We start from the raw sequence: 19,375 nt of genomic DNA on the forward strand, positions 1-19,375 counted from the left end.
TTATTTATTTTTTGATTTCACCCAGGAATCTACTCTAGACTCCAGGATTGTAAGTGGTAAAGCTCCGTCTGTTAGAACGACATCATGAAATTCTTTAATATCAAATTTATCCTCCAGCTGTTTCTTTGCTTTTTCTCTAAGATCCAGAATCTTATTCATCCCAATCTTATAAGCTGTTGCCTGTCCCGGCATTACAATATGTCTTTCTACCATTTTCACACAAGCACTTTCAGCTGCGGGAGTATTCTTTTTATAATAATCTATCCCTTCCTGCCTTGTCCATTTTTTTGAATGGATTCCGGTATCTACTACCAATCTACAGGATCTCCATAGCTCCATGGCCAATCTTCCAAAATCTGAATATGGATCTTTATAAAAACCCACTTCTTTTGGAATATATTCGCTATACAGTCCCCAGCCTTCCACATAAGCGGTAAAAAAGCTGAACTTTCTGAATTCTGGTATACTATCCAGTTCCTGAGCAATGGCGATTTGCATGTGATGACCGGGAATCCCTTCGTGATAAGCCAGTGCTTCCATTTCATATTTTGGCATTGCTTTCATATCATACAGGTTTGCATAATAAGTCCCAGGTCTGGAGCCATCAATTGCTGGTTGCTGATAAAATGCTTTTCCGGCACTTTTTTCCCGGAAAGGCTCTACCGCTTTAACCACGATATCTGCTTCCGGCATCGTATTAAAGAGTTCAGGAAGTTTAGCCTTCATCCCATTAATAACATTCTTAGCTTCCTTTAGGTATGCCGCTTTGCCTTCGTCAGTATTTTCATAATAAAACTGTTCATCGGTTTTCATAAATTCAAAGAAATCCTGCAGGGAGCCTTCAAAAGCAACTTCTTCCATGATTTTTTCCATTTCCCCATGAATTCTCGCTACTTCGCTCAACCCGATCTCATGGATCTCATCTGCTGAAAGGTTTGTAGTTGTAACCCTTTGTAATGCGTTGTTGTAGAATTCATCACCCTTGGGAAATTTCCATACTCCAGCCTCCTCTGTAGCCCTCTGCTGTTGATTGGCCAGAAACTCTACAAGGTTTTTATATGCGGGTTGAACATGATCTACCAAAGCAGTTTCGGCTTCACTGATGAGTCCGGTTTTTTGTTCTTTTGTGATATCGAGCTTTTCAACCTTAGCATTAAAGTCTTCCATTAAAGTACTTGCTTCAGCCGATTTCGTAAACGGCTTTCCTTTAATGATATTTCTGGAGGCATCTAAGGTTCTATCGAAAACAAATTTTGGAGGTACAATCCCATTCTGCTCCCTTAATTTAAGTTGTTCAATAATATCACCCATCACTTTTTCCATGCCAACCAGTCTCGAGATATAGGCCTTCGCATCTGGGATGGAATCTATGCGGTGCATATTAATTAAAAATGCAGGTAATTCTGCATGATACCCGTGCATTTGGTTTACAGGGTAATCATAAAACCGATATTTATAATCATCAATTTCATTTTTCACCCCTCTTCGATAAAGCTCATAACTTAATTTAGTCTCGTCGTCTAAAGCTTCGACATTTACTTTATCAAGATAGTCCAGGCGTTCTTTGGCCTGTTCAAGATCTTCGGCATATTTAAGATTAGAAAAATCATCCCATTTACCATAATCGGTTTTCATTCCAAAACGAGTCTGCATCATAGGAGACTCTTCAACTTCCTTTTGAAATTCTTTATCAAAATAAGTATTCAGTTCGTTTGAAGTTTTCTCCATTTCTTCTGCGGAATAACTCCCCTCTTTTTGATCATTTCCACAGGAAATAATGAAAAGTCCAAGAAAGAGGATATATATATTATTCAATTTCATCTAACTATCATTTTAATTGCTTAGCATTCTACAAATGAATGTTTTTGTATTCACCTATGCATTAAAAGCCTATTAATCTTATTTTACTACTGAAAATTTAATCGCTGAATCTCCATAAACCGTATGAGTCTGTTTCTGAAAATCTTCTTTTTCAGCTTCAAAAATATTATCTACATAAGTCTGCGGATTTCTATCAATCAACGGGAACCATGTACTCTGAATTTGCACCTGCAGCTTATGTCCCTTCTTAAACGTATGATTAATTCCCTGCAATTTGATATTTACATCGGTCTTTTTGTTAGCTTCAAAAGCTTTCGGATCTTCAAAACTATCTCTAAATCTTCCACGCATCACTTCGCTTCTTACCATCATATGATAATTGCTCATTTTGAGATGAGGCATAGTTTCCTCATAATTTTCTGCATCTGAAGGGTAAACGTCCACCACTTTTACAATCCAGTCTGCGGCGGTTCCTGTAGTTGCTACTTTTAACATCGCTTGAATCGGGCCTGAAATTTTCATGTCTTCTTCCAGCACTTCGGTCTCAAAAACCAGCACGTCAGGTCTTCGTGCAGCAAAACGCTGATCGCCGGTCATATACTCACGCGGAGTAAATACCATCTTTATTTCATTGTTATAAGAAACAGGCTTTTCAGGATCACTTACAAACTCCTCTTTATTTTGGGTTGGAGTTTGCGTAAATTCCTGGTTATCCCCTAAATACCAGGTTTTTGAAGTTGTATTCTTCGGAGGCCATTCGGCATAATCATTCCATTGTCTAAGGCCGGTATCATAGATATGTGCTTCCGGAAGTCTTAGCATATCTTTAGTTTTCTTCTTAAGAAAATGATTGAAAAATTCGGTTTCATAATCCCTCTGAAAGTGAGAAGAAATACTATCACCAAAATATACATTCCCAACACCTTGTCTACCAGATTCTCTTGCCCAATCGCCATGACTCCAGGGTCCAAAAACGATGCTATTGTAGTTATCACTATTCTCTTCTATACTTTTATAGAGGGCAAATGGGCCGTAAAGATCTTCCGCGTCAAATAATCCTCCTACGATCATCACAGCAGGTTTAATATCCTTCATATGCTGAACGATCCCTCGTTTTTGCCAGAATTCATCATAATTGGGATGGTCTTTCAATTGTTGCCAGAACTCATTGTCTTCTTTGTAATACTTGTCCAGATTACTCAGCGGACCTTCATCCATAAAAAATTGATACTGATCTTCAGTTCCTAATTTCGGGAAATCATACCAGGCCGAATCTGTTGGTTTATCTTTTTGATATCCAAATACTGCGGTTGCTCTCCAGTAACTTAAAAGGTAAGCTCCATTATGATGAAAATCATCAAAAAAGAAGTCCCCGATACTAGCCTGTGGAGAAGCCGCTTTTAATGCCGGGTGTCCACTCAGTAAAGAATAGGTTGCATAAAATCCCGGATAAGAAATTCCCCAGGTTCCAACTTTTCCATTATTATTCTCCACATTATTGATTAGCCATTCTATCGTATCATAGGTATCACTGGCTTCATCAAACTCTTTTCCTTTTTTATTCGGAATATAAGCCCGCATGTTATCATAACTCCCCTCGCTCATCCATCTTCCACGAACATCCTGGTACACAATGATATTCCCTTCTTTCATCATGATCTCGTTAGGACCAATTTTAGACCTAAACTGATCTTCTCCATAAGGCCTTGAACTATATGGAGTTCTCTGCATTAATATTGGGTATTCCTGTGAAGTATCTTTTGGAGTGTAGATAGTGGTGTGAAGTTTTACACCATCCCGCATCGGGATGTCCACTTCCATCTTATTATAGTTTGTTTTTACATCATATTCAGTTTCCGACTGGGCTAAAACCGGATTCATCACAAACAGCAGAAGTATTGAAAACAGAGGGCATTTGAAGATTTTCATTTATCAGATTTTTTTTAAAGTCCCTAAAGATAGAAATTCGCCTTTTAAACCTAAAGGAAAATAAAGGTTAAAGCTCAATTCTTCAGTATATAGATCTGAAACAACTAAATATCAAATGCCACGAATGCACTAATTTTTGTCGAATTTGTCATCTCGACCAACAGGAGAGATCTCATTTAGAATTGAGATCAAAATAGGAGATTTCTCCTTCGCCGTGCTTCGTCGAAATGACAGCCACACACCACAGATTAAGCTGAAACGAGTTCAGCATGACGAAACCTTCAATTTCAAATCTCCAAACTAAAACAACGATCGTCGCCCTGAACTTGTTTCAGGGTCTATAATTACTAGAATTTAAGTAATACAGATCTTCAGGATCTTAGTATCTGATTTTTCTACAGCAAAGCGATTATCGGCACGATGGTTAATGATCCAAACTATCTCTTTCCCCGAGCACAGGATCCAGGTATGTTCTTTTTCTGGCAACGAGAATTTTTCATCTTTAAAGAAATCACTTAGTTTCTTTTTGCCATTCATTCCGAAGGGATAAAAGAAATCACCTTTTTTCCATTTCCTGATGGTCAATGGAAAATCCAGTTTTCGTTCCGGAACATAAATACAGCTTGCTGAAATTTTACTTATTTTTTCAACCTTGTGTATATGAAAAGTCCCCATTCCAGGGATCATCACCAGGTCTTCTTCTTTACAAAGATTATATTCATTATTACCAGATTTTTCGTAATGTTCTGTAAGCAACAACTTTTTCCTGTCTTTAATGAGCCTATGTGAATCTGAAAGCACCATTTTACCAGATTGGGCGTCCATAAGATCATAAACATCATTCCACTCGGTAAAACCAAAGGACTTAAGAAGCTGGTAAAGGATCTGTTTCTGGTTCGGGACTTTTTTAAGGAATTCAATATTTATAGCATAACCAAACTTGTCTTTTTGCACCAATTTTGGATATAAAAGACTTATATAATCTTCTACCAGGTCCAGGCCCTCCTGAAGGTGCTCCTGAGTCCTTGAAAAAACATCGAGTAATTGAGGGTTTAATTCCTCCATTACAGGGACTATCTGATGCCTAATCTTATTCCGCATATATTTATCTGAAGCATTACTGCTGTCTTCGCGCCATTTAAGATTCTTTTTCCTGGCGAAATCTTCAATTTCAGATCTGGTAAAGGGAAGTAAAGGTCTAACGATCTCATTTTTCTCTTTTTTTATACCGGTTAATCCTTCTGGTCCGGTTCCGCGGATAAGATTGATCAGGAAAGTTTCAAGGTTATCATTGGCATGATGTGCCGTGAGGGTATAATCAAATTGAACAGAATTACTAAGTTCAGCAAACCATTCATACCTGAGTTCACGGGCGGCCATTTGCACAGATATTTTATTATTCTCAGCAAATTTAAGCGTATTAAAACTTTCGGTGTACACCTCAACCTCAAGAAAATCAGCCAGATCTACTACAAACTTTTCATCGTCATCGCTTTCATCACCTCTTAAATTAAAATTACAGTGAGCAATGGTAAAATCCAGTTTCGCCGAAAGACATAAATGAGCCAGCACCACGCTGTCAACTCCTCCGCTTACCGCAAGCAATAACTTACTTCCGCATAAATAAGGATAGTCAGTCTTAACAAGATTCTTGAAGGTTTTTTCCATTGTTTCCCAAAGATACAAATGCCTATCCTAAATATTCCCCAGAGATAAAAGATTTTTAAACCCTGAAATCTTTTATAAATTGGTAAGTACCTTACGCATAGCCCTGGCTTTCAGCAAACATTCCTCATATTCTTTTTCAGGATCAGATTTTGCAGTGATCGCACCGCCTACTGAAAATGACAAATAGTTGTTTTCTGAATTATAGATAATACTGCGTATAACCACGTTAAAATCGAAATCTCCATTGGGGGTAAAATAACCAACCGCGCCACTATACAGTCCGCGTTTAGATTCTTCCAGTTTCTCAATGATCTTCATTGCCGAAATTTTAGGGGCACCGGTCATGCTTCCCATGGGAAAACTGGTCCTTAAAGCTTCTACCGGCGGAATGTCGTCTGCAATCTCAGCAGTAACGCTGGAAATCAACTGATGCACTTGTTTAAAGGCATACACTTTGCAAAGCTCCTCTACTTTAACACTGCCTTTCCTAGCGATCCTTGAAAGGTCATTTCTCACAAGATCCACGATCATCACATTTTCAGATTGTTCTTTGGGATCATCGGCTAATTCTAAGGCTATTTTACGATCTTCTTCGATATTATCTGCTCTTCGGGCTGTTCCTTTGATAGGTTGAGATAGTAATGCCTGGCCGCGTTTTCTTAAATACCTTTCGGGCGAAGCTGAAATAAGATTGAAATTTTCAAGTTTCAGATAAGCTGCAAACGGCGGACTCGAAATCTCATTGAGAGATTTGTAAATATTGAAAGCATCTATTTCTACATTTTCAGCATAAAATTCCTGGCAGAAATTGGCTTCATAAATATCACCGCGATGAATATGATTCAGCATCAACCTTATCTTGTCAAGGTATTCTTCTTTGGAAATCCTGGCCTCCACTTTTACGGGTATATTTTTAGAGTCAGATTCAACCTTAAAATTCTGAATATCATAAAGATCATCTTCAATTTCATCATCTACCATTCGTAAATAATGAAACTCTATCTTACCCTGTTTTATAAACACCAGTTTTTGCGGCTGAAAAAAGTAAAGATCAGGAAAGTGTAGTCCGTCGTAATTTGAAGATTTCAGATTTTCCACATCATTTTTAAGATCATAGCTCAAATAGCCAAATATCCAGTCGGCAGTGGTTTCCTGGTATTCCTTAAGTTTATCAAAAGCATTTACATAGTCGGTCTTTATAGCCGTGAAGGCTTCAACTGCCAGAATAGCTTCATATTCTCCGGTTTTGGAATCGTATTCATTACTATCCAGCCAGGCAATTTCCTTGAACTGCCTGCTCCATGATAATAACTGCTCTTTTAACTTTTTAGGATCTTTAACTGAAAAAATTCTGGAAGTACGCACTTAATTTTCAATTTGATGTGCAAAGGTAGTAAGCACTTCTTCAATTCCCATATCCAGCACTTCATTTGTCACTTTCCTATCCTGAAAATTGTCCTTAAAAGATGGCAGACTAAAGCTTTCTATCACTTCCCCACCAAATCTTCCGAAGATATTTTTCGTGTATTCCAGCGAGGAACTAGCTCCTCGTTTTCCGGGAGAAGTACTTATCAAAAGGATCTTTTTATGCTCCAGAAAATTCCTGTTCACCCTGGAAAGCCAGTCAATTATGTTTTTAAAAAAAGCTGAGGGACCACCATTATGTTCATTTACAGCAATAATTAAAGCATCACTTTCAGCTATCAAATTCTTTATAATCGTGGCGTGGATGGGATAACCTTCATTTTTTTCAATATCCTCACTAAAAATAGGTAACGGGTAATCGGTTAGTTTGATTATTTTAATCTCGTGACTCTGGATTCTATCAACTACATGATCTAATAATTGCTGGTTGATAGAGGTACTGCTATTAGAGCCGGCGAAGGCTAAAACTTTTTTCATTCGGTTATTTTCGCCTAAAATACCGAAAATAAATAAGTAGGGATATTAGTCTTTTCCGACTTTTTGTGGTTTTGTTATCCTGAGTGCAGTCGAAGAATAGACAAAAGTATCTCGACTGCGCTCGATATGAAATTTTAAACTTGTTTTTATTTCTAAGAATCTTTACGGATATTCAATAAAAATTGACAGTTTTGAAGAAACACACTATTGAAAATGAATTCCTGAAAATTACTGTAAAAGAAACCGGTGCTGAACTCTGCAGTATTCTAAATAAAGAGAATCATAAAGAATATATATGGCAGGCCAATCCTGAAATTTGGGGAAGCCATGCACCTAACCTATTTCCCGTGATCGGTGTACTACAAAATGGGAAATATCATTTTGAGAATAAAGAATATGAAATGCCAAAACATGGATTCATTCGGCACAATGAGAATATTCGACTAAAAGAAAAATCAGAAAATCAGCTCGTCTTTGAACTGTTATATTCTGATGAAACTTTAAAAATGTATCCCTTCAAATTCGATTTTAAAATTGCTTTTACCCTGAATAAAAAATCCCTGGAGGTAAATCATCATATTATCAATCTCGACGAAAAACCGATCTATTTCTCTTTAGGCGGACATCCAGCCCTTAATATTCAGCTTTTTGAAAATGAGAAGATCGAAGATTATTCGCTGGTTTTTGATCAGGAAATGGATTTAAGCACTTATCTGCTTAATGACCAAGGCCTCGTAACTTCCAGGACTAAAGGGATTCTCGATAATGAACATCAAATAAGACTTACTGAAGATATTTTTAATAAAGATGCCTTGATCTTCAAGAATATCAAGTCTAAAAAGGTGGATCTAGTAAGTGCGAAATGTGGAAAAATTTTATCGGTGAAATATGAAGATTTCAAAAATCTTGGAATCTGGGCAAAACCCGGTGCTCCCTATGTATGTATTGAACCCTGGCTGGGAATTGCCGATATTGAAGGAACCGATCAAAACCTTACAAATAAGGAAGGAATTATTGAACTAACCACCGCAGATGAATTCAACGCAGGCTATACGATAAGCATCGAATAATTCTACTCGATAATCGAGATTTAAATGAGCTGAGCTTGCCCCGATTTAGTTTACTTAACAAAAGCAGGTAAGACTTTGAGTTTCATAACGTACCTTTGCAGAAAATAAAACTTCACACTTTGAGTTTTCAGGACCTAAATTTAAATACTCCCTTACGCAATGCTCTGGAAGATCTGAATTTTCAGACTCCAACGCCAATTCAGGAACAGGCATTCTCCTCTATCATGTCTGGAAGAGATGTGGTTGGAATTGCACAAACGGGAACAGGAAAAACCTTCGCCTATCTTTTGCCATTATTAAGAATGCTTAAATATTCGGAACAGAAGAATCCACGTATTCTTATCATGGTTCCCACCAGGGAACTAGTGGTTCAGGTAGTTGAAGAGATCGAAAAACTGGCAAAGTATATCAATCTTAGAGTTGCCGGAGTCTATGGTGGAGTAAATATCAATACGCAACATCAGGATTTAATGCAGGGACTCGATATTGTGGTAGCCACTCCAAGAAGGTTGTACGATCTTGTGCTTAGAAGAGCTGTTCAATTAAAGTCTATCCAGAAATTTGTGATTGATGAAGTGGATGTGATGTTGGATCTCGGATTCAAATTTCAGGTAAATAATATCATCGAACTACTTCCTAAAAACAGGCAGAGTATCATGTTTTCGGCTACCATGACAGAAACGGTTGAGGAAATGATCGATACCAATTTTAAAGCTCCGGAAAAGATCTCTGTAGCCGTAAGCGGTACTCCATTGGAAAACATAGACCAGCGAGGATATAAAATTCCGAATTTCTATACGAAAGCGAATTTACTGAAACACCTGCTCGCAGATACGGAAACCTATCAGAAGGTGCTTATATTTATTGGAGATAAACGGATTGCAGACAGGTTATATGAAAATCTTGGTGAAGAATTTCCCGGCGACACAAGCCTTGTACATACCGGAAAAAGTCAGAATTACAGATTAAAAAGCGTGGGTGATTTTGATGAAGGATTATCCCGGATTTTAATTGCTACAGATGTGATGGCCCGCGGTCTGGATATAGAGAATGTTTCTCATGTGGTGAATTTTGATACCCCACAATATCCTGAAAATTATATGCATAGGATTGGTAGAACTGGACGTGCCGAGAAAAAAGGTCAGTCGTTGTTATTTACTACGGAAGCGGAACAGGAATATCTGGATGCTATTGAAGAATTAATGCAAACTGAAGTTCCTAAATATGATCTTCCGGAAGAAGTAGAAATCGCTACTGAATTGATCCCCGAAGAAAAACCAAGGGCAATTGAAATCAATAATCCTCATAATGTCACTGAAGAAGCCGGTCCTGCTTTTCATGAGAAAAAAGATAAAAATAAGAAGGTAAATCTTGGCGGTTCCTATAGAAGAGAGATTGCTCAAAAATATAAAAAACCAAAAACGCGGGGTGATAAGAACGCCAATCGTAGAAGGAAGAAATAGAAAAAAGGAGTGCAAAAGCGCTCCTTTTTGGTTTAATATGACCTTTTCCTTAAAATACGTCATCCTGAACCTGTTTCAGGATCTCTACTTTATTTCTATGTATAATGAGAAGCTGAAACAAGTTCAGCTTGACGAAAAATTAAATAGTATCCGACTTAACTTCTATTTTTCTTCTTAGCCGCTTTCGCAGCTCTCTTTTCTTTTAAACTCAATACCGGCTCTTTTTTAGCCGAATTCTTTGAAGGCGATTTTTCTTTTGCCATGATTTCTAGTATTTAGAATTAACTTTTAAATGTAGTGAATGTAATGATATAAAAGCTATAAATTTTATAGGTAGGCATTTATACATAAAATTATTTTGTGAATGACCTCGATAATTTATAGGAAGAATATTTTAATAAATATTATCAGTAGATTAACTTAACTGAAAATGTATGGAATCAAGTAATTATATTTGAAATCAGAACTATCATTTATGGGTAAAGATATTAGCATACCAGAGGAAATCATTAGCAGTAAAATTTATTTGATTAGGGATCAAAAAGTGATGTTGGATAGGGACTTAGCTGAACTTTATCAGGTAGAGACGAAGCACCTAAAAAGACAGGTTCGCAGGAATATAGAACGCTTCCCGGATGATTTTATGTTTGAACTGAACGAAGAGGAAATCAATAACTTGAGGAGTCAATTTGGCACCTCAAGATGGGGCGGGACTCGATATGCACCAATGGCATTTACGGAACAGGGAGTTGCTATGTTGTCGAGCGTGTTGAATAGCCCCACTGCCATCAAGGTAAATATCCAAATTATTCGTGTTTTTACCAAAATTCGTGAAGTGCTTGTGGATCACCTGAGCCTGAAATTAGAGATCGAGCAGATCAAAAAGAAACTATCAAACCACGGCAAGAATATTGAACTGGTGTTTAGCTATTTGGACGAACTCATTAAAAAGAAAAAAGACTCAGAGCCCCGCAAGCAAATAGGCTATAAAAAATAGTATCTAATGCCACGGCCACATTTGTTGCCGGTGATTTCCCCGCTCTTTCTAGAAGGCTACGCCTATTGCTTGATTCCTGTAAAAACTTTTATGCTATTAAATGTAAACTAGAGAATTTCGCTCGACGGACAAAAATTTTGAGCCATGTTAATCCAACTATTGAATCTATGCCCGGATCGCCACCTTATCCAGCTCTTCGTCCCTGAGCCAATTCAGTATAAATGTTGCAGTACGGCCTATTATAAAAGTAAATCCTCCAAAGACCGGGGGCAATAATGTCAATTTTAAACCGCCTGCAAAGAGACTCGGGTTTATGTTACCTAAAGATTCAAAAGCATCAAATACTCCAATAAGGCCTATTAACTGACTAAATAATCCTATAACTACTGCCAGAAGCGCTGCCTGATTAACAAGGGAAACCGATTTTTTAAAAACATTAGAGGGAGCTTTTAATTTCATCACTGAGCGAACAATCAAAAAGATAATTAATAGAAATAAAATTAAAATAAGCGTCATCTGAAATGAGCCTCCTTCCTGGATTCTAGATGTAAGTTGCCCAAAGAATCCCTGACCCTGAAATAAAAAAAGAAATAATGAGATCATAATCTGAAGTTTTTCTGTTTAATTATTTTGTATAAAGTGTTTTCAATAGTTGGATACAAAGTTGATCTATATTCCTAGCATCATTATGAAAAGCTGAAACATTGGATAATATAATCACCCCTTTTTTATTCCTAGTATCCAGAGTGATCATGGAAGAATAACCGCCTGTTCCACCATTATGAGCATATATATTTATGTTGGCATCAGGTTTAATGATTTTCCAGGCCAATCCGGTTTCCATTTTATATTCCTGTTGCTCAAAAGTAGGACGTCTGGTTAGATGAAGTTCTTCATTCGTATCGCTGAACTGAGCAACTGCGAATTTCGAAAGATCTTCTATATTTGAAAGGATGCCGCCGGCTGCTACCAAAGAATTTAAATTCCAGTTTGAAGTTTTCTTTCCATTGAGGTCAAGCCCATACACTAATTTCAAGTTGATTTTATCATTATTTGTAGTGGTATTATGCATATTGTATTTGGAAAGGATATACTTCTGAAGTAATTCCTCGTAGGTTAAATGGGATTGTACTTCCAAAAGATATCCCAATATTCCTGCCCCAATATTGGAATACTCATATTTAGTCCCTGGAGTTGTAATGATTTCTAATTCGCTAGTTAGATATTTTATTAATTTTTGCTCGTCATAATCTTTATAGGGATTTGATTGATCAACTGCTGCTAAATTTAAATTTGAAGGCAACTTAGGAAGGCCTGAGGTATGATTTGCCAGCTGCAATACCGTAACCTGATCATTAGCTACTTGAAAATTGAAATATTTCTGTATAGGATCCTTTAGTTTTATCTTATCTTCTAATACAAAATTTGCCAGCAAAGTAGAAGTAAATAGTTTCGTTAAAGAGCCAATTTCAAATATATCATGATAATTATCAACCTTCTGAAGCGTGTCCCCAGATCGCTTAACTCCATAATATAAAATTTTGCCATTTTTAATAATACCTATTGATAATTGCGTATTGTCTGGAAAAATTTTTGTTTTCTCAAAAATTATATCAGCTTGTTTTTCCGAAATTTGAGCTCCTGAAACCTCTAGATCATTAATGGAACTATTAGATTGTCCAATTCCATAGTTAAATAATAAAATTCCAATTAATAGTGATAACTGATTTTTCATTTTGAGTCTATTTGTTTTAGTACAGGTTGATAATTTTGGTTTTAACACAGGAGCAAAACTAGAATATAATATAAGTAGCTTTATTAAAATGCGCCGGCATACTGAAAAAACACTGTGTTCACCCAGTTTTTATTCCACTACGTTTAATTCATGCTTTCCACCTTTCAAATATGGCAATCTGTCGCAAAAACTTTCAACTTTAAAATATTAATCGCATTTTTATTCATTAATGAAACCGAAGAAAAGTATTATCCAGGCTGCAAAACGTCTTTTGATCCATTTAATTTTATGGATCTTCGTTCTGATTTTCTTCAGCTTTTTTATTGGAATTGAAAGTGCAAACAATCCTACCAAATTTACTTTTTCGGCATTTTTTCTACCGGTTACGATTTCTACGACTTATATTTTTATTTACCACCTCATTCCTAAATTCCTGCTTCCAGAAAAATATTTGAAATTCGTCTTCTATTCAGTGTATACACTAATCATATCGGCAGTTTTCATTATTGTCTCTGCCTTCTATGGTTTTGTCCTTTCTTTTGGGCTAAAATGGAACGATAATTTCCCGATTTCTAAAAGCATTTTTTACATTATGATCACGATCTACCTGGTGGTCGCGATTGCTTCAGCATTTAGTTTGCTGAAATATAACTATGCAACTTCTGCTAAAAATAAAGAATTACAGAACCGGATCCTGGAGGCACAACTAAAACTAAAAGAACAGGAGCTTCAGTATCTAAAAATGCAGATCCATCCGCATTTCCTTTTTAATACCCTGAATACTATTTATGGTTTAAGTCTCGCTAACAATCCATCTACGCCAGAAATGATTCTGCAACTATCCAACCTCCTGGATTATATACTCTATCAAACAAAAAAGCCATTGGTTAGACTGGAAGACGAGGTTAAGCATATTCAGAATTATATAGAGCTTGAAATGAAACGTTTCCAGGAAGATTTAAAGATTGAATTTCATTGTGAACCGATCCCGGAAAAAATAAAAATTGCACCAATGCTTTTACTTCCCTTTGTTGAAAATAGTTTTAAACATGGGAAAGGAAATGATGGAAAACTCAAAATATCAATTCATATTAAATTAGAAGAAGAATATCTAAAGTTTGAAATTATTAATTCGGTTTCAGAAAGCACAGAAAACTCGGAAACAGAAGGAATTGGTCTGGATAATATAAAACGTCGATTAAACATTCTTTATGAAAAAGATTATGAATTAAAGCTTGAAAATGATAGTGAATTTTTCCAGGCTAAATTAATTTTAAATACCTCCAAATTACCAACCGATGTCAAATAAAATAAGATGTGTAATTGTTGATGATGAAAATGTTGCCCTGGATATCATGGAAAATCATCTTTCAAAAATTGATAATATCGAGCTTGTTGGGCGTTGTAAAAACGCTACCGAGGCTTTTAACATGATCAGTTCGAATAAAACCGACCTTGTATTTCTGGATATCAATATGCCCGGTATTTCCGGCATATCATTCGCGAAGTCGATCAATAAAAATATTAAGATCATCTTTACAACAGCCTATCGGGAATATGCTATTGATGGTTTTGACCTGCATGCCGTAGATTATCTTTTGAAGCCTATTTCTTTTGATCGTTTACTGGATGCTGTACATAATTTTCAGGAAGTGCATTTAGATCAAAACGACCTGGAAGTTCAAAATAAAAAATCAGGCGACTTTATCTTCGTGAAGATAGACCGGAAAATGCATAAGATAGATTTCTCCGGAATCCTATGGATAGAAAGCCTGAGCGATTATCTTAAAATTGAAACATCGGAAGGCACAAAAGTTACCCGGGAAACAATTTCTTCTATTGAAACAAAACTTCCGGAAACTAAATTTTTAAGAGTCCACCGTTCTTTTATAATAGCTATAGACTATATCGAATCCTATTCGAACGAAGAAGTAGTTATTCAAAATAAGTCTATTCCTATAAGCCGTACTTATAAAGACGAAGTTTTAAAATGTTTAGGAAAGTTTCAATAAAAAAGCCGGAACATTGCCCGGCTTCTTATTGAAAATATTGTTTTTCTTATATATGCAACGCTCTATTTTCAGTAGCAGCTAACGCCGCTTCTTTTACGGCTTCAGCATACGTTGGGTGCGCATGGCTCATTCTCGCAATATCCTCTGCAGATGCCCTGAATTCCATCGCTGTTACCGCTTCGGCAATAAGATCTGCTGTTCTGGCTCCAATCATATGAACTCCTAAAACCTCATCGGTTTTCTCATCGGCAAGGATCTTTACGAGTCCGTCAATATCTCCGCTTGCTCTGGAACGTCCAAGGGCACGCATTGGGAATTTACCTTCTTTATATTTTACTCCTTCTTCTTTCAGTTGTTCTTCGGTTTTACCAACTGAAGCAACTTCTGGCCAGGTATAAACGACTCCCGGGATCAGATTATAATCAATATGAGGTTTCTGGCCTGCCATCAATTCCGCAACCATAGAACCTTCTTCTTCCGCTTTATGAGCTAGCATGGCTCCGCGAACCACATCGCCAATCGCATAAATATTCTCCACGTTTGTTTGAAGGTGATCGTTTACTTTCACTCTTCCTTTATCATCAAGTTTCACTCCAGCGGCTTCCGCATTCAAACCGTCAGTAAAAGGACGACGTCCTACAGAAACCAGACAATAATCACCTTTTAGTTCGATCTCTTTATCCTTTTTATCATCAGCTTTAATAGTAATCTCATCACCATTTCGCTCCACCGACTTCACCTTTGTACTGGTATGGAATTTTACTCCCTGCTTCTTCAATACTTTCTGAAGTTCTTTGGAAAGAGCACTATCCATAGTAGGGATAATTCTGTCCATAAACTCAACCACCGTTACTTCCGCCCCAAGGCGACGATACACCTGACCAAGTTCTAAACCAATAACTCCACCACCAATAACGATCATGTGCTTTGGAACTTCTTTCAACGTTAAGGCCTCTGTAGAAGTGATCACCCTCTCTTTATCCAATTCGATAAAAGGAAGATTGGCCGGCTTGGAACCGGTCGCGATAATGGTCTTTTTCGCCTCGATAGTTTGGGTTTCCCCGTCTTTTTCGATATTGATATGGGTTTTATCTTTAAAAGATCCTACTCCTTCAATTACATCGATCTTATTCTTGTCCATAAGAAACTTCACTCCGTCGCAAGTCTGACTCACAACAGAAGATTTACGTTCCATCATTTTTTCAAGGTTAAGTTTCACCTCTCCCGGAATTTCAATTCCGTGGTCCTCAAAATGCTTAATTGCATCATCATAATGGTGAGAAGAATCCAATAAAGCCTTACTCGGGATACACCCAACGTTAAGACAGGTTCCACCAAGAGTGGAATATTTTTCTATGATTGCAGTTTTCATACCCAGCTGGGCGCAACGAATAGCGGCTACATAACCACCTGGTCCAGATCCTATTACCGCAACATCATATGTACTCATAATTGTGTGTTTTTTCGTTTTTCAAAAATTGATCGTAAAAATACAACTATTCTCAGCAATGACCAATATTCAGTTAGCAGTCGGTCAGTTTCTTACCAGGCAGTTAAGTATCTGCCTAATATTATAAAAATTAAGATGTCATAATATCGTAATAATTTAAAAACAGACTATAAATGAAGATTCTTCATTTATAGTCTGTTTTTAGAATTTCGGTCAGGTCAAATCAATTATTCAACCAAAGTAAATTGAATTGTACCCAAAACACCATAGTCGCCTACATAGGTTCCAGTACCTGCATTTTGATCTCCTTTTATTGCTCCTGTCAAAATAATATCTCCAGGTTTTAAAAATTCTCCTCTTGCTGCTAACTCTCCACTAAGAAAGGAAACAGCTTTAAAAATACCATCTACCGGAAGCCCAACTTTAGCCTGTAGGATTGTTTCTCCATCCAGTTTCCCCGTTAATTGAATTTCGTTTGGATCGATACCTTTCTCGAATAATTCTTCCAAAGGTGTCTCTTCTCCCACTATATAATAACGTGCTGCACTATTAGTGGCAATAATATCCTTAAAATTAAAGTCTTCAGAAGTAAAACCAAAATCGGCAAATTCAAAAGCTGGTGCAATTGCTTTCACCGCATCTTTAGCTTCCTCAGGTGTAATAGCAGTTCTTACATTTTTTCCCATGATAATAGCTACTTCAAAACCAACTGAACCCCTTATAAAATCTTCACTCAGGCTTAAAGTCGAACCTTCCGGAATTTCGAAACTAGAGTAGAGACGCCCATAAAGAGGTTTTGGAGCTCCAAATGGTCTAACATCACCTGTAAAGCCTAGTTTATAACCCGTTAGTCGCTTCACGCCACCATTCCTGGTTCTATCTCCTTTTTTCAATTCCCGCACAAGAAGTTCTTGAAAATCATAGGCATCATCAATTGATATATCGAACATTGGTGTTAGTGCGGGATAAGGTTCAATATCATAGAAAGATTCTGCATAATCATCTACATAATCAAAAAGTTCTGAATTATCATCTTTCATTTTTTTCGCTGATAATTCTGAAACTTTTAATTCTTCCTCCTCATTTGATACTGAACAGGAAGTTAACAGTGATGCGCAAAAAAGAATGCACATAAATAATCTTTTCTCTCTTTTCATAACTTATATCTTTTTGATTTACAACAATATACAAGCTTACTTGCTGTGATGTCACAAGCAAGTTTTTAAATTTTTTATAATTGTGACTAATTTCTGTTAATAGGTTTCCATTTTAACTTTTTCTAAAATGAAAAATTGATTTGGTAAGTAAAAACTTTTCAAAGACTATAAAATCTTTTTGATAAAAATAAGCAGTCAATGAATATCAAAATTTCAAACTTACTTTAAAAGCTTTGTTTAAAACTGCTTAATTCTCATTCGCAACAACGAACTATAGACTACAGATTAATCAAAGTACACTGTTTTACTTTATTAATCGGAAAAATAAAAATATTCTCTGCAATGACTAATATCAAAGTTAGGAGCTATCAGTTATCAGTTATCAGTTATCAGTTATCAGTTATCAGTTATCAGTTATCAGTTATCAGTTATCAGTTATCAGTTATCAGTTATCAGTTATCAGTTATCAGAAAATAAAATTTTAATCGTAGCCCAGAAAACTTTGTTCACAACTTTTCACTCTTCACTCTCCACTCTCCACTTTTCACTCTTCACTCTTCACTCTTCACTCTTCACTTTTTACTTTTTACTTTTCAATCTGCACTTTTCCCTATTTTACGTAAACCACCTTTTTATTTACAAATTCCATCATTCCGTCTTTCGCTAATTCCCGACCGTAACCAGATCGTTTATTTCCCCCGAAAGGCAATCTGGGATCAGATTTCACCAGTTCATTTACAAAAAAAGCGCCATCGGTAACTCTACTTGCATATTCTAAAGATTTCGTAGTGTCTTTAGTAAAGACGCTAACTCCCAGTCCGAATTTGGACCTTTCGGATAATTCAAAAGCTTCCTCCACATTCTTAACTTTAATAATGGCAGCTAAGGGCCCAAAGGTTTCTTCATCAAAAGCGGTCATTCCCGGTTTTACATTTCCCAGGATCGTAGGTTCATGAAAGCAATTATCCTGTTCGCCCCCAACCAGTAAAGTCGCACCCTGGGAAATAGTATCTTTAATCTGACGATTAAGTTGATCTGCCAGGTCTTTTCTTGCTAAAGGTCCTACCTGGGTAGCATTATCTTTTGTATCCCCGGCCTTGAGATTTTTAACTGCCTCTGTAAATTTCTCCACAAATTCATCGTGAATAGATTCAAGTAAAATAAAGCGTTTTGCTGCAATACAGCTCTGTCCGCAATTTAACATCCTCGCAGAAACTGCAGTTTTCACTGCCTGACCTATATCAGCATCCTCCAGCACGATAAATGAGTTATTACCCCCGAGTTCCAGCAAACTTTTCTTGATATATTTCCCTGCTAATTGTGCCACAGCAGAACCCGCCATTTCACTTCCGGTAAGGGTCACTGCTTTTACAGCATCATGAGCAATTATTTTTTCGGTTTGTTCGTGATGAACGATAAGATTCTGAAAAACACCTTCCGGATAACCGGCTTTGGTAAATACTTCTTCGATCTTTTCTGCACAACCAAAAACATTGGGTGCATGTTTTAGCAATCCCGTATTTCCTGCGGTTAGTGTAGGTGCGGCAAACCTGAAGACCTGCCAGAAAGGAAAATTCCACGGCATTACGGCAAATACGGCACCGATAGGATCGTGCCTTACAAAACTTTTTGAAGCATCAGTTTTCACTTTCTCCTCGGCTAAAAAAGATTCTGCATTTTCAGCATAATAGTCACAAACCCAGGCACATTTATTTACTTCGGCCCTGGATTCTGAAATGGGTTTTCCCATTTCAGAAGTTATCATTTGCGCGTACTCTTCAAGATTATCCCGAAGTACCTGACCGGCTTTTTTGATCAGACCGGTACGATAGGAAAGAGGTTTTTGACTCCATTCTTTAAAAGCATCTGCCGATTTATTCAGTTTTTGATCCAGTTCATTCACGCTAAGAGCCTGATATTCTCCTACCTGTTCTCCGTTAAAGGGGTTGACGCTATAAAATTTCATTTAATTATTTTGGTTTGTGAAAGATTAAATTGAAGTTTGATAACTAAAACAAGCCTAAAAGTCATCAATTATTTTATTTCATTGAAGTTCAATAGGATAAATTTTAATACTTATTTGAAAATGCATTCGGTTTGAAAATCGATGTCCAAATTTTAAAATCCTGAGCCCTTCGGCCTAGCTCAGGATAAACTAAAGTCGAAGGATT

At 36.8% G+C, this 19,375-nt stretch carries 15 protein-coding genes; 5 read left to right on the forward strand and 10 right to left on the reverse strand.

The window, feature by feature from the left end; genetic code table 11:
* The 5 genes from GFO_RS10120 to GFO_RS10140 all read right to left on the reverse strand — a co-directional run bounded on the left by GFO_RS10120 (nt 1) and on the right by GFO_RS10140 (nt 7,320).
* Complete coding sequence (locus tag GFO_RS10120; protein WP_011710019.1) at nt 1–1,821, reverse strand: DUF885 domain-containing protein; 1,821 nt, start codon at nt 1,819–1,821, stop codon at nt 1–3.
* A gap of 78 nt (nt 1,822–1,899) precedes the next feature.
* On the reverse strand, nt 1,900–3,750 hold the full coding sequence (locus GFO_RS10125; RefSeq protein ID WP_011710020.1) for a CocE/NonD family hydrolase: 1,851 nt from the start codon (nt 3,748–3,750) through the stop codon (nt 1,900–1,902).
* A 354-nt stretch (nt 3,751–4,104) separates the two neighbouring features.
* Nucleotides 4,105–5,418 (reverse strand): tRNA lysidine(34) synthetase TilS, encoded by a 1,314-nt coding sequence (tilS, locus tag GFO_RS10130; protein ID WP_011710021.1) that lies wholly within the window; start codon nt 5,416–5,418, stop codon nt 4,105–4,107.
* Between the two features lie 72 nt (nt 5,419–5,490).
* Nucleotides 5,491–6,783 (reverse strand): aminodeoxychorismate synthase component I, encoded by a 1,293-nt coding sequence (pabB, locus tag GFO_RS10135; RefSeq protein WP_011710022.1) that lies wholly within the window; start codon nt 6,781–6,783, stop codon nt 5,491–5,493.
* The gene (locus tag GFO_RS10140) at nt 6,784–7,320 is read right to left on the reverse strand and encodes an NADPH-dependent FMN reductase (protein WP_011710023.1); all 537 of its coding nucleotides are present in this window, start codon (nt 7,318–7,320) and stop codon (nt 6,784–6,786) included. It abuts the gene before it with no gap.
* Between the two features lie 191 nt (nt 7,321–7,511).
* Here GFO_RS10140 and GFO_RS10145 point away from each other — a divergent pair, with 191 nt between their 5' ends.
* From GFO_RS10145 to GFO_RS10155, 3 genes are all read left to right on the forward strand, one after another.
* The gene (locus GFO_RS10145) at nt 7,512–8,390 is read left to right on the forward strand and encodes an aldose 1-epimerase family protein (RefSeq protein WP_148264614.1); all 879 of its coding nucleotides are present in this window, start codon (nt 7,512–7,514) and stop codon (nt 8,388–8,390) included.
* Nucleotides 8,391–8,509: 119 nt separating this feature from the next.
* Nucleotides 8,510–9,853 (forward strand): DEAD/DEAH box helicase, encoded by a 1,344-nt coding sequence (locus GFO_RS10150; RefSeq protein ID WP_041250090.1) that lies wholly within the window; start codon nt 8,510–8,512, stop codon nt 9,851–9,853.
* Between the two features lie 454 nt (nt 9,854–10,307).
* Nucleotides 10,308–10,850, forward strand: a complete 543-nt coding sequence (locus GFO_RS10155) for an ORF6N domain-containing protein (protein WP_229664733.1) — start codon at nt 10,308–10,310, stop codon at nt 10,848–10,850.
* Nucleotides 10,851–11,015: 165 nt separating this feature from the next.
* On the opposite strand, the gene GFO_RS10160 is transcribed toward GFO_RS10155, so the two are convergent.
* Both GFO_RS10160 and GFO_RS10165 read right to left on the reverse strand, forming a co-directional pair.
* Nucleotides 11,016–11,453, reverse strand: a complete 438-nt coding sequence (locus tag GFO_RS10160; RefSeq protein WP_011710029.1) for a hypothetical protein — start codon at nt 11,451–11,453, stop codon at nt 11,016–11,018.
* Nucleotides 11,454–11,475: 22 nt separating this feature from the next.
* Nucleotides 11,476–12,585 (reverse strand): serine hydrolase domain-containing protein, encoded by a 1,110-nt coding sequence (locus GFO_RS10165; RefSeq protein ID WP_011710030.1) that lies wholly within the window; start codon nt 12,583–12,585, stop codon nt 11,476–11,478.
* A gap of 229 nt (nt 12,586–12,814) precedes the next feature.
* Between GFO_RS10165 and GFO_RS10170 the strand changes: the two genes are divergently transcribed.
* Nucleotides 12,815–13,894 carry a sensor histidine kinase gene (locus GFO_RS10170; protein WP_011710031.1) on the forward strand — a complete coding sequence of 360 codons (1,080 nt, stop codon included), beginning with the start codon at nt 12,815–12,817 and terminating at the stop codon, nt 13,892–13,894.
* The gene (locus tag GFO_RS10175; protein ID WP_011710032.1) at nt 13,884–14,597 is read left to right on the forward strand and encodes a LytR/AlgR family response regulator transcription factor; all 714 of its coding nucleotides are present in this window, start codon (nt 13,884–13,886) and stop codon (nt 14,595–14,597) included. The genes GFO_RS10170 and GFO_RS10175 overlap by 11 nt, the downstream gene beginning before the upstream one ends.
* A 46-nt stretch (nt 14,598–14,643) precedes the next feature.
* On the opposite strand, the gene lpdA is transcribed toward GFO_RS10175, so the two are convergent.
* From lpdA to GFO_RS10190, 3 genes are all read right to left on the reverse strand, one after another.
* The gene (gene lpdA / locus GFO_RS10180) at nt 14,644–16,047 is read right to left on the reverse strand and encodes a dihydrolipoyl dehydrogenase (protein ID WP_011710033.1); all 1,404 of its coding nucleotides are present in this window, start codon (nt 16,045–16,047) and stop codon (nt 14,644–14,646) included.
* Nucleotides 16,048–16,274: 227 nt separating this feature from the next.
* Nucleotides 16,275–17,204 carry a 2-keto-4-pentenoate hydratase gene (locus GFO_RS10185; protein ID WP_011710034.1) on the reverse strand — a complete coding sequence of 310 codons (930 nt, stop codon included), beginning with the start codon at nt 17,202–17,204 and terminating at the stop codon, nt 16,275–16,277.
* A 610-nt stretch (nt 17,205–17,814) separates the two neighbouring features.
* Entirely contained in the window at nt 17,815–19,170 is a 1,356-nt protein-coding gene (locus GFO_RS10190; protein WP_011710035.1) for an NAD-dependent succinate-semialdehyde dehydrogenase, read from the reverse strand.
* Nucleotides 19,171–19,375 lie beyond the last annotated feature (205 nt).

This window comes from Christiangramia forsetii KT0803, assembly GCF_000060345.1.
Taxonomy (GTDB): Bacteria; Bacteroidota; Bacteroidia; order Flavobacteriales; family Flavobacteriaceae; genus Christiangramia; species Christiangramia forsetii.

What these genes read in the sequence shown, in the direction of transcription:
- GFO_RS10125 (WP_011710020.1), bottom strand. Translation starts at nt 3,750, where the DNA reads ATGAAAATCTTCAAATGCCCTCTGTTTTCAATACTTCTGCTGTTTGTG.
- GFO_RS10170 (WP_011710031.1), top strand. Translation starts at nt 12,815, where the DNA reads ATGAAACCGAAGAAAAGTATTATCCAGGCTGCAAAACGTCTTTTGATC.
- GFO_RS10165 (WP_011710030.1), bottom strand. Translation starts at nt 12,585, where the DNA reads ATGAAAAATCAGTTATCACTATTAATTGGAATTTTATTATTTAACTAT.
- tilS (WP_011710021.1), bottom strand. Translation starts at nt 5,418, where the DNA reads ATGGAAAAAACCTTCAAGAATCTTGTTAAGACTGACTATCCTTATTTA.
- GFO_RS10120 (WP_011710019.1), bottom strand. Translation starts at nt 1,821, where the DNA reads ATGAAATTGAATAATATATATATCCTCTTTCTTGGACTTTTCATTATT.
- GFO_RS10175 (WP_011710032.1), top strand. Translation starts at nt 13,884, where the DNA reads ATGTCAAATAAAATAAGATGTGTAATTGTTGATGATGAAAATGTTGCC.
- lpdA (WP_011710033.1), bottom strand. Translation starts at nt 16,047, where the DNA reads ATGAGTACATATGATGTTGCGGTAATAGGATCTGGACCAGGTGGTTAT.
- GFO_RS10185 (WP_011710034.1), bottom strand. Translation starts at nt 17,204, where the DNA reads ATGAAAAGAGAGAAAAGATTATTTATGTGCATTCTTTTTTGCGCATCA.
- GFO_RS10160 (WP_011710029.1), bottom strand. Translation starts at nt 11,453, where the DNA reads ATGATCTCATTATTTCTTTTTTTATTTCAGGGTCAGGGATTCTTTGGG.
- GFO_RS10140 (WP_011710023.1), bottom strand. Translation starts at nt 7,320, where the DNA reads ATGAAAAAAGTTTTAGCCTTCGCCGGCTCTAATAGCAGTACCTCTATC.
- GFO_RS10190 (WP_011710035.1), bottom strand. Translation starts at nt 19,170, where the DNA reads ATGAAATTTTATAGCGTCAACCCCTTTAACGGAGAACAGGTAGGAGAA.